This window comes from Micromonospora sp. AP08 (assembly GCF_008085935.1).
Classification (GTDB): Bacteria; Actinomycetota; Actinomycetes; order Mycobacteriales; family Micromonosporaceae; genus Micromonospora; species Micromonospora chersina.
Window position 1 is genome coordinate 41,884 of the sequence record NZ_VSEZ01000010.1, and the last position, 12,557, is coordinate 54,440.

Below are 12,557 nucleotides of genomic sequence, written 5' to 3' on the forward strand. Positions count from 1 at the left end.
TCCGGCACGGTCACGTCCGGGACGGGCCAGGTCCCGTCCCGGGCGCCCGTCGTTGTCGGACCCCGCGGCTAACCTGCGGTCCGGTCGACAAGGGACCGGGGAGCGGAGGACCAATGGGGACGTGGGCGGCGGGGCCGTTCGACAACGACACGGCGGCGGACTGGTCCGGCGACCTCGACGACGCCGCACCGGAGGAGCGCCCGGCCCTGGTGGAGCGGGCCCTGCGGACGGTGCTCGACGAGCCGGACCACCTCGATTCTGACCTCGGCGTCGAGGCGGTGGCCGCGGCCGCGGTGGTCGTGGCCCACCTACCCGGCGCGTTCCCCGTCGACTCGCCCTACGCGCCGGAATTCCTGACCGCCGGCGCGCGGCTCGACCTGCCTGAGCGGCTGCAACCGCTGGCCGTGCGTGCGCTGGACCGGGTGGTTGCCGACGACTCCGAGTTGGCCGAGCTGTGGGCCGAGGCGGGGGAGCCGAACGAGTTCCTGGCCGAGGTGGCCCGGCTCCGGGCCGCCCTCACCGCGCCGGTCTGAGCACCGCGGCGGCCGCTCAGGCCGCCCTCACCGCGCCGGCCTGAGCGCCTCGGCGGCCCTCAGGCCGGCAGCACCTTCTCGACGGTGGCGCGCAGCTCGGGGGAGTCCGGGGTCACCGTCGGGGCGAACCGGGCGGCCACCGTGCCGTCCGGCGCGACGAGGAACTTCTCGAAGTTCCACCGCACGTCGCCGGTGTGCCCCTCGGCGTCCGGAGTGGACACCAGCTCGGCGTAGAGCGGGTGCCGGTGCGGCCCGTTGACGTCGACCTTCTCGGTCAGCGGGAAGGTCACGCCGTAGTTGACCTGGCAGAAGTCCTCGATCTCCGCGGCCGTTCCGGGCTCCTGGCCGGCGAACTGGTTGCACGGCACGCCCAGCACGGTGAGGCCGCGGTCCGCGTACTCGTCGGCGAGGGCCTGGAGGCCGGCGTACTGCGGGGTGAGGCCGCACCGGGAGGCGACGTTGACCACCAGCAGGGCGCGGCCGCGGTAACGCCCGAGGTCGGCCGGGCCGCCGGCCAGGGCGTCGATCTGCACGTCGAAAACGGTCATGGGACGAGGCTACGGGGTTGCCCGTCCCGTCCGGCGGCGGACCCAACGAATCGATGCATCTACATCTTGACGAAGTGGTGACGCATGAGTAGCGTCTCAGCATCCAATCTGGAAAGTTTCCTAACTGTTTGGGGAGACGCCGTATGAAGAGATCGCTCCGCCGGGCCCTCTGGGCCGGCGCCGTGGTCGCGCTCGCGGTCGCGGCGGTGCCGGTGGCGACCGCCTCCGCCGCGGGCAGCGTCACCGCCACGTTCACGAAGGTGCAGGACTGGGGGACCGGTCACGAGGGGAAGGTGACCGTCACCAACGGCACCAGCGCCAGCGTCGACACCTGGCGCATCGAGTTCGACCTGCCCTCCGGCACCACGATCAGCAGCTTCTGGGACGCCGACGTCACCAGCAGCGGCAACCACTACGTGGCGGTCAAGAAGAGCTGGGCCGGCCCGCTCGCCGCGGGCGCCAGCTTCAGCTGGGGCTACAACGGCACCGGGGCGTACAAGGCGCCGCTGAACTGCACGGTCAACGGCGCGTCCTGCTCCGGCGGCGGCACCACCCCGACGACGGCCCCGCCGACCACGACCCCGCCGCCCACGACCGCCCCGCCCACCACCGCGCCGCCGACCACCCCGCCGCCGACGACGCCACCGCCCACCACGACCCCGCCGAGCGGGGGCAAGAAGGTGGTCGGCTACTTCGCCGAGTGGGGCGTCTACGGCCGCAACTACCACGTGAAGAACATCCACACCAGCGGGTCCGCGGCCAAGCTCACCCACATCCTGTACGCCTTCGGCAACACCACGGGCGGCCGGTGCAGCATCGGGGACAGCTACGCCGACTACGACAAGGCGTACACCGCGGCGGACAGCGTCGACGGCGTGGCCGACACGTGGGACCAGCCGCTGCGCGGCAGCTTCAACCAGCTGCGCAAGCTCAAGAAGATGTACCCGCACCTGAAGGTGATCTGGTCCTTCGGTGGCTGGACCTGGTCGGCCGGCTTCACCCAGGCCGCGCAGAACCCGGCCGCGTTCGCCGACTCCTGCTACGCCCTGGTCAAGGACCCGCGCTGGGCGGACGTCTTCGACGGCATCGACGTCGACTGGGAGTACCCGAACGCCTGCGGTCTCCAGTGCGACGGCAGCGGACCGAACGCCTTCAAGAACGTGGTGAGCGCACTGCGGAGCAAGTTCGGCTCCAGCGCCCTGGTCACCGCGGCGATCACCGCCGACGGCAGCAACGGCGGCAAGATCGACGCGACCGACTACGCCGGTGCCACGCCGTACCTCAACTGGCTCATGCCCATGACGTACGACTACTTCGGCGCCTTCAACGCCCAGGGGCCGACCGCGCCGCACTCGCCGCTCTACTCGTACACCGGCATCCCGCAGCAGGGCTTCTGGTCGGACGCGGCGATCCAGAAGCTCAAGTCCAAGGGGATCCCGTCCGACAAGCTGCTGCTCGGCATCGGCTTCTATGGCCGGGGCTGGACCGGGGTGACCCAGACGGCGCCCGGCGGCACCGCCACCGGCCCCGCCCCGGGCACCTACGAGCAGGGCATCGACGACTACAAGGTGCTCAAGAACACCTGCCCGGCGACCGGGACCGTCGGCGGCACCGCCTACGCCAAGTGCGGCAGCAACTGGTGGAGCTACGACACCCCGGCGACCATCGGCGGCAAGATGACCTACGCGAAGAACCAGGGCCTCGGTGGCGCGTTCTTCTGGGAGCTCTCCGGTGACACCAGCAACGGTGAGCTGATCGGCGCCATCAAGGGCGGTCTCGGCTGAGCCGAGGGCCGACGCACCACCCACCCGGCGGGGAGGGGCCGCAACGGCCCCTCCCCGCGCGGCGTCCGTTCCGGCACGTATGCCGACGCCCAGCGCGCGCCGTGCTGGCCCGCGGGGGCGGTCCGGGCGAGGATGGGGAGGTCGTCGAGGGCCGGTGGCAGCCGCCGCCGGCGGCCCGGGGCCGGCATGTGACGACGTCGATGTGACAGACTCGCCGCTCGGCATGTCCCGATGTCCGCGCCGATGGAAGGGGACTGATGGGCCTGAAGCACCCCCGGGCGGTGGCCGGCGCGGCCCTGCTCGCGCTCCTGCCGGTCACGCTGGCCGGCTGCGGCCTCGGCGGGGGGGACGACGCCCCCGGCGGCCCGGCCACCCAGTCGCAGCGGGCGCCGGCCGAGGAGGCGGCGGCCAAGAGCCGGGAGCGTGTCCAGGCGTACCTGGACGCGATGGCGGCCAAGGACGTCGACGCCGGGCGCAGCCAGCTCTGCGCGCCCATGCAGGCCGCCTTCGACGCCGCCGCGACCGGCCCCAACGGCGACTTCGCCGATCACTTCACGGTCCCGCAGGCCACCATCACCGACGTCCGGTCCGGCCCGCAGGGCGAGGAGGTGAGCACGTCGATCACGGTGGCCGTCGGAGCCCGCAAGGCCACCCGGTCGCTGCTGTTCACGGTCACCCGCACCGGCGCCGACTGGTGCATCGCCGGCGAGGCCCAGGGCGGCAACACCCCGGAGCCGGGGATCACGCCCTGACCCCGCACCCGCCCCGACCTGCGGCGGTTCCGGAGTGTGTCGGTGATCTCCCAACCACCGGAACCGTCCCCCTCGGCGGCGGGCCGCCCCGGCGGTCGCCGTACGCTTTCCCCCATGCGCCATGAGTGGCATCAGCTGAGTCACCCCGCCGTGGGCAGCCCGGGGCTCCAGACCAGTCGTCCGACCGTCGACTCCGCCGAGGACGCGGCCCTCGGCCTGGACCGCTGGCGGGAGCTCCCGCGCGCGCAGACCCCGCCCTGGCCGGACCTGGAGCAGGTCGCCGAGGTCTGCAAGGTTCTGGACACGGTCCCGTCCGTGGTCGCCCCCTACGAGGTCGACCAGCTCCGGCAGCGGCTGGCCCTGGTCTGCGAGGGCAAGGCGTTCCTGCTCCAGGGCGGCGACTGCGCGGAGACCTTCGCCGACAACACCGAGAGCCACCTGCTGGCCAACGCCCGCACCCTGCTCCAGATGGCGATCGTGCTGACGTACGGCGCCTCGCTGCCGGTGGTCAAGGTGGCCCGGGTCGCCGGCCAGTACACCAAGCCCCGGTCGCTGCCGACCGACGCGCGCGGCCTGCCGGCCTACCGCGGGGACATGATCAACTCGCTGGAGGCCACGCCGGAGGCGCGGGTCGCCGACCCGCAGCGCATGATCCGGGCGTACGCCAACTCGGCCGCCGCCATGAACATGCTCCGGGCGTACCTGGCCGGTGGGCTGGCCGACCTGCACGCGGTGCACGACTGGAACAAGGGCTTCGTGAAGCAGTCCCCGGCCGGCGAGCGCTACGAGGCCATCGCCCGGGAGATCGACCGGGCGCTCGCGTTCATCCGGGCCTGCGGGATGACCGACGACGAGGCGCTGCGCACGGTCACCCTCTACTGCTCCCACGAGGCGCTGGCGCTGGAGTACGACCGGGCGCTCACCCGGATCTCCGGCAGCCGGGCGTACGGCCTGTCCGGGCACTTCCTCTGGATCGGCGAGCGGACCCGGCAGCTCGACGGCGCCCACATCGACTTCATCTCCCGCATCGCCAACCCCATCGGGGTCAAGCTCGGCCCGACCACCACCCCGGACGAGGCCATCGAGCTCTGCGAGAAGCTGAACCCGGACAACATCCCCGGCCGGCTCACCCTGATCAGCCGGATGGGCAACCACCGGGTCCGGGACGCCCTGCCCCCGATCGTCGCCAAGGTCACCGCCGCCGGCGCCAAGGTCGTCTGGCAGTGCGACCCGATGCACGGCAACACCCACGAGTCCTCGAACGGCTACAAGACCCGGCACTTCGACCGGATCGTCGACGAGGTGCTCGGCTACTTCGAGGTGCACCGCGGCCTGGAGACCCACCCGGGCGGCCTGCACGTCGAGCTGACCGGCGAGGACGTCACCGAGTGCCTCGGCGGCGCCCAGGGCATCGAGGACCTCGACCTGCCCGACCGGTACGAAACCGCCTGCGACCCGCGACTGAACACCCAGCAGTCGCTGGAGCTGGCCTTCCTCGTTGCGGAGATGCTCCGTGGCTGACGCGAGGAGTGAGCTTGCGAGCCCCGCAGTCGGCAGCCGAAGGGGTAACAGTGGCTGAGTTCATCGACCTTCGTTCGGACACCGTGACCCGGCCCACGGCCGGGATGCGGGAGGCCATGGCCACCGCCGAGGTGGGTGACGACGTCTACGCCGAGGACCCCACGGTCACCGCGCTGGAGGCCGAGGTCGCCGCGCTCTTCGGGCACGAGGCGGCGCTGTTCGCCCCGACCGGCTCGATGGCCAACCAGATCGCCCTCCAGCTCGTCGTCCCGCCCGGCGACGAGCTGCTCTGCGACGCCGACGCGCACGTGGTCACGTACGAGATCGGGGCGGCCGCCGCGTACGGCGGGATCTCCTCGCGGACCTGGCCGGCGGTGGGCGCGGAGGTCGACCCCGAGGTGGTGGCCGGGATGGTCCGGCCGGACGGCTACTTCGCGGTGCCGACCCGGGCCATCGCCGTCGAGCAGACCCACAACCGGGGCGGCGGCGGGGTGATCCCCCTCGCCACCCTGCGGGAGCTGCGCCGGGTCGCCGACGAGCACCGGCTCGCCCTGCACTGCGACGGCGCCCGGATCTGGCACGCGCACGTCGCCGACGGGGTGCCACTGGCCGAGTACGGGGCGCTGTTCGACACCCTCTCGGTCTGCCTCTCCAAGGGCCTCGGCGCCCCGGTCGGCTCGCTGGTGGTCGGCAGCGCCGAGAAGATCGCCCGCGCGCGGTTCGTCCGGAAGCGGATGGGCGGCGGCATGCGGCAGGTCGGCATCCTGGCCGCCGCCGGCCGGTACGCGCTGGCCAACCACGTCGAGCGGCTCGCCGAGGACCACGCCAAGGCCGCCCGGCTGGCCGAGGCGGTCGCCCCGTACGGGGTGCTCGCGACCGTGGTGCGGACCAACATCGTCCCGCTCGACCTGGCCAAGCACCCGCTCGACGCGCCCGCCCTGGCCGCCGCCGCCCGGGAGCGGGGCCTGCTGCTGTCGGTGCTCGGCCCGCGCACGGCCCGCCTGGTCACCCACATGGACGTGTCGAACGACCAGATCGACCGGGCCGTCGAAACCCTGACCACCCTCCTCCGGGCCTGACCCGCCCCCACCGCCCCGCAACTCGTCGATCAAGAGGTTCGCGTCGCCCGCGACGCGGATCCCGCCGCAAACTTCGTGATCAACGCCGGGGACCGCCCGGCGGGGGCCTCAGGGGTGGAGGCGTTTGAGGGTGGCGATGTCGGCGGCGTGGCCTACGTGCTTCTCCGTCGGGGTCTCCACCAGGACGGGGACGCCGGCCGTGGCGGGGTGGCGCATCAGCTCGGCGAACGCGGGCTCGCCGATGCTGCCCTTGCCGATGCTCTCGTGCCGGTCCCGGGTGGAGCCGCACAGGTCCTTCGAGTCGTTCGCGTGCACCAGCTTCAGCCGGTCGGCGCCGACCGCGGCGACCAGCGCGTCCAGCGTGGCGGTCATCCCGCCCTCGGTGGCCAGGTCGTGCCCGGCCGCCCAGGCGTGGCAGGTGTCGAAGCAGACGCCCATCATCGGGTGCCGGTCCACCGCGTCCAGGTAGGGGCCCAGGTGCTCGACCCGCGACGCCAGCGACCGGCCACCCCCGGCGCTCGGCTCGACCAGCAGCATCGGCCCGCCGGTGGCCGCGGTCTCGTCGAGCAGCGGGAGCAGGGCCTCGCGGACCTGCCGCATGGCCGCCTCGGCGTGGCCCGCGTCGACGGCGCTGCCGGCGTGGAACACCACGGCCTCGGCACCGATGGCCCGGCCCCGGCGCAGCGCGTGCGCCAGGGTCTCCGCCGACCGCTCGACCGTGGCCGGGGTGGGGGAGCCGAGGTTGACCAGCAGCGAGGCGTGGATGAAGACCGGCAGGCCGCGCTCGCCGCAGCCGTCCCGGAACAGCACGTCCTGCTTCGGGTCGCCCGCCGGCAGCGCCCAGCCCCGCGAGTTGGAGACGTAGACCTGCACCGCCTCGGATTCGGCCGCGTCGACGTAGGGCAGCGCCGCCTTGGCCAGGCCGCCGGAGGTGGGGGTGTGCGAGCCGACCCGCCGCCGCCCGCTCACAGGCAGGTCACCGTGACCGTGGTGCCCGGCGGCACCGGGGTGTTCTCGCCCGGGTTCTGGAAGCGGGCGACCCCGTTGGGGTTGAGCTGGATGTTGACCGGGAAGCCCTGGCTCTCCAGCACCTGCTTGGCCTGCTGGCACGGCAGGTCGACGACGCGGGGGACGGGCACCTGGGCCGGGCCCTTGCTGACGTCCAGCTTGACCTGGGCGCCCTTCTCCACGCCGGTGCCGTCCGCCGGGCTCTGGCCGAGGATCTCGTCCCTCGGCTTGTCGGAGTCCTTGTACGTCTCCACCGGCGTCAAGCCGAGCCGGCCGAGGATGGCGCGGGCGTCGGTGAGGCTCTTGCCCACCAGGTTCGGCACGCTCACCGGGGCGCGGCCCTTGCTCAGGACCACCGTCACCTTCGTGCCCGGTTTGACCACCGTGCCCACCTTCGGGTCGGTGGCCAGCACCACCCCGGCCGGCAGCGCGTCGTCGTAGCGGGAGCCGCCCTTGACCGGCGCCAGCTTGGCGTCGGCCAGCTCGGCCCGGGCCAGCTCGAAGTCCTTGCCCACCACGTCCGGCACCGGCAGCCGCTCCGGGCCCAGCGACAGGGTCAGGGTGATGGTGCCGCCCTTGACGATCCGGGCGGCGGAGACCGGATCCTGGCCCAGCACCGTGTCCTTGGCGATCTTCTCGTCGTAGCGGGGCTCGGCGTAGCGCAGGATGAAGCCGCCCCGGGTGGCCTGCGCCTCCGCGTCGGCCTTGCTCAGGCTCACCAGCTGCGGGGCGACCGTGTAGCGGCCCACCCCGAACCACCAGCCGCCCACGGCGGCCACGAGGCCGAGCACCACGGCCGCCGCCGCGACCGCCAGCCGGCCGCGCGGCGAGCCCATGACCCGGGTACGCAGCCCGGCGAGCCGGGCGCCCGGGCCCTCGTCGGCGACGGCGCGGCGGCGGTGCGGGCGCTGGCCGCCGCCCTCGGGCAGCCGGGCCCAGGCGGGGCGCTCGGCCGGACGGACCGCCGCCACCACCATGGTGGGCTGCGCGATCACGGCCGTGTCGTCGCTCACCTGCCGCAGCACCGTGGTGTGCGAGTTGCTCAGCTCGTCCCGGGCGGCCTGCACCTCGGTCAGCAGCGCGGCGGCGTCGGCCGGGCGGGCGGCCGGGTCGCGCCGGGTGGCCCGGGCGACCAGCGCGTCGAGGACCGGGGGCAGCGCCGGCACCAGGGTCGACGGGGCCGGTACGTCACGGTCGACGTGCTGCCAGGCGACCTCGACCGGGCGGTCGCCGTCGTAGGGCACCCGGCCGGTGAGCATCTCGAACAGCACGATGCCGGCGGAGTAGACGTCCGTGCGCGGGTCCGCGTGGCCCTGGGTGACCAGCTCGGGCGCCACGTACGCCACGGTGGCCATGAGCTGGTTGCCGTTCTCCTCCTCGGCGCTGGCCTCGACCGCGCGGGCCAGCCCGAAGTCGGCCACCTTGACCACGCTGTCCACCAGGCTGGTGGTCCCGCCGGTGGGCGCCTCGGCGACCAGGACGTTCTCCGGCTTGACGTCGCGGTGCACGAGCCCGGCCCGGTGCGCGGCGGCGATCGCGGCGAGCATCTGCTCGGCGATGGCCAGCGCCTCGTCCGGGGTGAGCCGGCGCCGCTCGGCGAGCACGTCGCGCAGGGTGCGGCCGCGCACGTACTCCATCACGAGGTAGGGGAGGCCGGCGTGGCTGCCCTGGTCGTAGACCGCCACCACGTTGGGGTGGGTGAGCCGGGCGATGGTCTTCGCCTCGTCGGTGAAGCGCGCGACGAAGCCGGCCATCCGGGCCCGGGCCTCGGGCGCCTGCGTCGGGTGAATGATCTTGACCGCCACGGTGCGCTCCAGGCGCTCGTCGGTGGCGGTGTACACGGTCGCCATGCCGCCACGGGCCACGCGACCGCGAATGCGGTAGCGCCCGTCGATCAGCGAGCCCAGCAACGTGTCGGCGACCTGTGTGTCCATCGGCAGGCAGTCTATGTGTCGGGAGGGTGAAGGTTGAACAGGATGCTACAGCCGGGGTGCGACGGGGGCGGGCCGGCGCACGCGCCCGGCGGGGTACGGGGTGCCGCCCACCGGTCCCGACCGGTACGTGGCAGGGTGGTCGGGTGACCGATTCCGTACCCGCCCAGGCCGCCGCCACCGGCGCCGACCTGCCCGGACCGACCGACCCGGCCGGCTGGCTGACCCTGCCGGACGTGGCCGAGCGCCTCGACCTGTCGATCAGCAAGGTGCACCAGAAGATCCGCGACCGGGAACTGCTCGCGGTGCGTCGCGACGGCGTCCGCCGGATCCCGGCCGACCTGGTGGCCAACCAGACCGTGCTCAAGCACCTGCCCGGCGTGCTCAACCTGCTCGCCGACGCCGGGTACGACGACGAGGAGGCGCTGCGCTGGCTCTACGAGCCCGACCCCACCCTCCCCGGCAAGACCCCGGCCGCCGCCCTAGCCAGCGACCAGGCCCGCGAGGTCAAGCGCCGAGCCCAAGCCCTCGGCTTCTGACGACCCCCCCGCACCCCCCGCACCCCCCGGCACCCCACCCCGTCGATCATGAGGTTGGCGGCAGCTCAGGAGATCGACTTCGCCGTCAACCTCATGATCGCCGGGGAGGGTCGGGGGCGGGGCCTCAGTCGGTGCGGCGGGTTGCGGCGATGGCCAGGTCGACCAGGGACTGGCGGGCCTCCGTGTCCAGGTCGACCGTTGTCAGGGCGGCCAGGGCGCTCTCGGTGAGAGTGGTGATCCGGCGTTCGGTGCGGTCCAGGGCGCCGCTCGCCGTGATCAGCTCGCGGAGGCGGGCCACGCCGGCGGGGTCCAGGTCCGGGTCGCCGAGGCCGCCGAGCAGCACCTCCCGACCCGCGTCGTCGAGCGCCTCGAGGGCCGCCGCCACCAGGTACGTCCGCTTGCCCTCGCGCAGGTCGTCCCCGGCCGGCTTGCCGGTGCGCTCCGGGTCGCCGAACACCCCCAGCACGTCGTCGCGGAGCTGGAACGCCTCGCCCAGCGGCAGCCCGTACGCCGAGTAGGCCGCGTGCACCTCGGCCGGGGCGTCGGCCAGCGCGGCGCCCAGCAGCAGCGGCCGCTCGACGGTGTACTTCGCCGACTTGTAGCGGGCCACCTTGCCGGCCCGCTCCAGCGAGGTGTCCCCGGTGGCCTGGGTGAGCACGTCCAGGTACTGCCCGACGGTCACCTCGGTGCGCATCTCGTCGAAGACCGGCCGGGCCCGGGCCACCGTGCGCGGGTCCAGGCCGGAGGAGTGCAGCACCTCGTCGGACCAGACCAGGCACAGGTCGCCCAGCAGGATGGCCGCCGCGTCGCCGAACCCGTCCGGGTCGCCGCTCCAGCCGGCCGCGCGGTGTCGCGCGGCGAACCGCCGGTGCACCGCGGGCTCACCCCGGCGGGTGTCCGAGCGGTCCATCAGGTCGTCGTGGATCAGGGCGCTGGCCTGCACGAACTCCAGCGCGGCCAGGGCCGCGACCACCTGGTCGGAGTCGACCCCGCCGGCGCCCCGGTAGCCCCAGTAGCCGAAGGCCGGGCGCAGCCGCTTCCCGCCGCCCAGCACGAACGCCTCGATCGTCTCGGCGACGGGCGCCAGGCCGTCGTCGACGGCGGTCAGCCAGCCGCGCTGGCCGGCGAGGAACTCGGTGAGGGCTTTGTCGATCCGCTGGCGGAGGCCGGCGCGGTCGACGGGGGACACGGGAGCAGCGTGGGTCACGCCGACGACGCTAGCCGGTCGCCGCCGGTCGTGTCCGATCGCCGCCCCGGCGCGCCGCGCGTGGGGCGGTGGACCCCGGCCGCCGCGCCCGCGCCACCCCGGGCGTGCCCGGCGGGCGCGGACGGCCCGGCCCGCCTGCCCGGCCGGGCCCGCCCGGGGCGAGCCGGCGGCTGCACGCGGCGGCATCGGCGAGCAGGTCGCCCGGCACCCCGAGGACCACGGCCAGCCAGCCGGACCAGAAGTCCCCGGGGAGCCGGCGCTGCCGCTCCCACCGGGACACCTCGTGCCGGGTCAGGGTCGGCACGCCGGCCGCGGCGCACAGCTCGGCGGCGACCCGCCGCTGGCTCCAGCCCCGGGCGGCCCGCAGCTCGGCCAGGAGCGGCCCGAGCGGACGCGGCCCGGGAGACCGCGGGTCGGGAGGCCGCGAGTCGGGACGGCGCTGGTCGGGAGGGTGCGGCCCGGGTGGCGGGGACGGGGTCATCGGTCCTCCGGAGGCGACGGCGCGGGCGGCGACGCGGACGCCCGGCGGTGCCGGACCGGCGCGCCGCCGATCGTGGCGACCCCCGCGCGGCCCCCCGGACCGGCCACCGGCCGGCCCCACCGCGCTGCCTCCGTTCTACCCCCGCGGTACGACGCTCCGCGGCGCTCGTGCTCGCGGGCTGGGAAGATCCTGGGTCGGACCGGACCCGCCGGTTACAGTCGGTCCGTGGCGCTCGGTCTTCCCTCGGTCCTCCCCAACCCCCAGCCGGCCATCGGCGAGCTGATCCGCGACGGCCGGCCCACCTTCTCCTTCGAGTTCTTCCCGCCGAAGACGCCGCAGGGTGAGCGCCTGCTCTGGCAGGCCATCCGCGAGCTGGAGTCGTTGCGCCCCTCGTTCGTCTCGATCACCTACGGCGCGGGCGGCTCGACCCGGGACACCACGGTCGCGGTGACCGAGCGGATCGCCACCGAGACCACCCTGCTGCCGATGGCGCACCTCACCGCGGTCGACCACTCGGTCGCCGAGCTGCGGCACGTGATCGGCCGGCTCGCGTCGGTCGGGGTGCGCAACGTGCTGGCCGTGCGCGGCGACCCGCCGGGCAACCCGGGCGGTGAGTGGATCGAGCACCCGGAGGGCGTGCGGTACGCCGAGGAGCTGGTCCGGCTGGTCCGGGACGCCGGTGACTTCAGCGTGGGGGTGGCGGCCTTCCCGTACAAGCACCCGCGCTCGCCCGACGTGGCCAGCGACACCGCGCACTTCGTGCGCAAGTGCCGGGCCGGGGCCGAGTTCGCGATCACCCAGATGTTCTTCGACGCCGACGACTATCTGCGGCTGCGCGACCGGGTGGCGGCCGCCGGCTGCGACACCCCGATCCTGGCCGGGGTGATGCCGGTGACCCAGCTGGCCACCATCGAGCGGTCGGTGCAGCTCTCCGGGGCGCCGTTCCCGCCGGCCCTCGCCGAGCGGTTCGCCGAGGTGGCCGACGACCCGGAGGCGGTCCGCCGGCTCGGCATCGAGCAGGCGAGCGAGATGTGCGCGAAGCTGCTGGACGAGGGCGTGCCGGGAATCCACTTCATCACCCTCAACCGGTCCACGGCGACCCGGGAGGTCTGGCAGCGGCTGCGGGCCGACGCGCGGGTGTGACCACCCGGCCCGCGACACCCGCGCCGCCCTT

The 12,557-nt window shown here is 74.3% G+C and carries 12 protein-coding genes; 7 read left to right on the plus strand and 5 right to left on the minus strand.

Features of this window, described 5'->3' with window-relative positions:
• Positions 1–113 precede the first annotated feature (113 nt).
• Positions 114–533, plus strand: a complete 420-nt coding sequence (locus FXF50_RS18255; protein ID WP_148429398.1) for a DUF4259 domain-containing protein — start codon at positions 114–116, stop codon at positions 531–533.
• A 59-nt stretch (positions 534–592) separates the two neighbouring features.
• Here the strand turns inward: FXF50_RS18255 and FXF50_RS18260 are convergent, their stop codons facing one another.
• Complete coding sequence (locus tag FXF50_RS18260) at positions 593–1,081, minus strand: glutathione peroxidase (RefSeq protein WP_148429399.1); 489 nt, start codon at positions 1,079–1,081, stop codon at positions 593–595.
• Between the two features lie 143 nt (positions 1,082–1,224).
• On the opposite strand from FXF50_RS18260, the gene FXF50_RS18265 reads away from it, so the two are divergent.
• From FXF50_RS18265 to FXF50_RS18280, 4 genes are all read left to right on the plus strand, one after another.
• Positions 1,225–2,865 (plus strand): glycosyl hydrolase family 18 protein, encoded by a 1,641-nt coding sequence (locus FXF50_RS18265; protein ID WP_148429402.1) that lies wholly within the window; start codon positions 1,225–1,227, stop codon positions 2,863–2,865.
• Positions 2,866–3,122: 257 nt separating this feature from the next.
• Positions 3,123–3,617: a hypothetical protein gene (locus FXF50_RS18270; RefSeq protein ID WP_148429404.1), complete on the plus strand. Its 495-nt coding sequence runs from the start codon at positions 3,123–3,125 to the stop codon at positions 3,615–3,617.
• Positions 3,618–3,731: 114 nt separating this feature from the next.
• A complete protein-coding gene (locus tag FXF50_RS18275; RefSeq protein WP_091320211.1) occupies positions 3,732–5,138 on the plus strand; it encodes a class II 3-deoxy-7-phosphoheptulonate synthase in 1,407 nt (468 codons plus the stop codon).
• Between the two features lie 104 nt (positions 5,139–5,242).
• Entirely contained in the window at positions 5,243–6,217 is a 975-nt protein-coding gene (locus tag FXF50_RS18280; protein ID WP_255510109.1) for a low specificity L-threonine aldolase, read from the plus strand.
• A gap of 108 nt (positions 6,218–6,325) precedes the next feature.
• On the opposite strand, the gene FXF50_RS18285 is transcribed toward FXF50_RS18280, so the two are convergent.
• Both FXF50_RS18285 and pknB read right to left on the minus strand, forming a co-directional pair.
• Positions 6,326–7,186, minus strand: coding sequence for a deoxyribonuclease IV (locus FXF50_RS18285; RefSeq protein WP_091320219.1), 861 nt, complete (start codon positions 7,184–7,186; stop codon positions 6,326–6,328).
• Positions 7,183–9,159, minus strand: coding sequence for a Stk1 family PASTA domain-containing Ser/Thr kinase (gene pknB, locus FXF50_RS18290; RefSeq protein WP_148429408.1), 1,977 nt, complete (start codon positions 9,157–9,159; stop codon positions 7,183–7,185). The genes FXF50_RS18285 and pknB overlap by 4 nt, the downstream gene beginning before the upstream one ends.
• A 143-nt stretch (positions 9,160–9,302) precedes the next feature.
• Here pknB and FXF50_RS18295 point away from each other — a divergent pair, with 143 nt between their 5' ends.
• Positions 9,303–9,695: a helix-turn-helix domain-containing protein gene (locus tag FXF50_RS18295; RefSeq protein ID WP_187399723.1), complete on the plus strand. Its 393-nt coding sequence runs from the start codon at positions 9,303–9,305 to the stop codon at positions 9,693–9,695.
• Between the two features lie 124 nt (positions 9,696–9,819).
• Here the strand turns inward: FXF50_RS18295 and FXF50_RS18300 are convergent, their stop codons facing one another.
• Both FXF50_RS18300 and FXF50_RS18305 read right to left on the minus strand, forming a co-directional pair.
• Positions 9,820–10,902: a polyprenyl synthetase family protein gene (locus tag FXF50_RS18300; protein WP_148429410.1), complete on the minus strand. Its 1,083-nt coding sequence runs from the start codon at positions 10,900–10,902 to the stop codon at positions 9,820–9,822.
• A gap of 10 nt (positions 10,903–10,912) precedes the next feature.
• The gene (locus FXF50_RS18305; RefSeq protein WP_255510098.1) at positions 10,913–11,383 is read right to left on the minus strand and encodes a helix-turn-helix transcriptional regulator; all 471 of its coding nucleotides are present in this window, start codon (positions 11,381–11,383) and stop codon (positions 10,913–10,915) included.
• Positions 11,384–11,608: 225 nt separating this feature from the next.
• Between FXF50_RS18305 and metF the strand changes: the two genes are divergently transcribed.
• Positions 11,609–12,526 (plus strand): methylenetetrahydrofolate reductase [NAD(P)H], encoded by a 918-nt coding sequence (gene metF / locus FXF50_RS18310; RefSeq protein ID WP_148429412.1) that lies wholly within the window; start codon positions 11,609–11,611, stop codon positions 12,524–12,526.
• Positions 12,527–12,557: the final 31 nt, after the last annotated feature.

Coding starts and splice junctions, on each gene's coding strand:
- FXF50_RS18255 (WP_148429398.1), top strand. CDS start 114: ATGGGGACGTGGGCGGCGGGGCCGTTCGACAACGACACGGCGGCGGAC.
- FXF50_RS18260 (WP_148429399.1), bottom strand. CDS start 1,081: ATGACCGTTTTCGACGTGCAGATCGACGCCCTGGCCGGCGGCCCGGCC.
- FXF50_RS18265 (WP_148429402.1), top strand. CDS start 1,225: ATGAAGAGATCGCTCCGCCGGGCCCTCTGGGCCGGCGCCGTGGTCGCG.
- FXF50_RS18270 (WP_148429404.1), top strand. CDS start 3,123: ATGGGCCTGAAGCACCCCCGGGCGGTGGCCGGCGCGGCCCTGCTCGCG.
- FXF50_RS18275 (WP_091320211.1), top strand. CDS start 3,732: ATGCGCCATGAGTGGCATCAGCTGAGTCACCCCGCCGTGGGCAGCCCG.
- FXF50_RS18280 (WP_255510109.1), top strand. CDS start 5,243: ATGCGGGAGGCCATGGCCACCGCCGAGGTGGGTGACGACGTCTACGCC.
- pknB (WP_148429408.1), bottom strand. CDS start 9,159: ATGGACACACAGGTCGCCGACACGTTGCTGGGCTCGCTGATCGACGGG.
- FXF50_RS18305 (WP_255510098.1), bottom strand. CDS start 11,383: ATGACCCCGTCCCCGCCACCCGGGCCGCACCCTCCCGACCAGCGCCGT.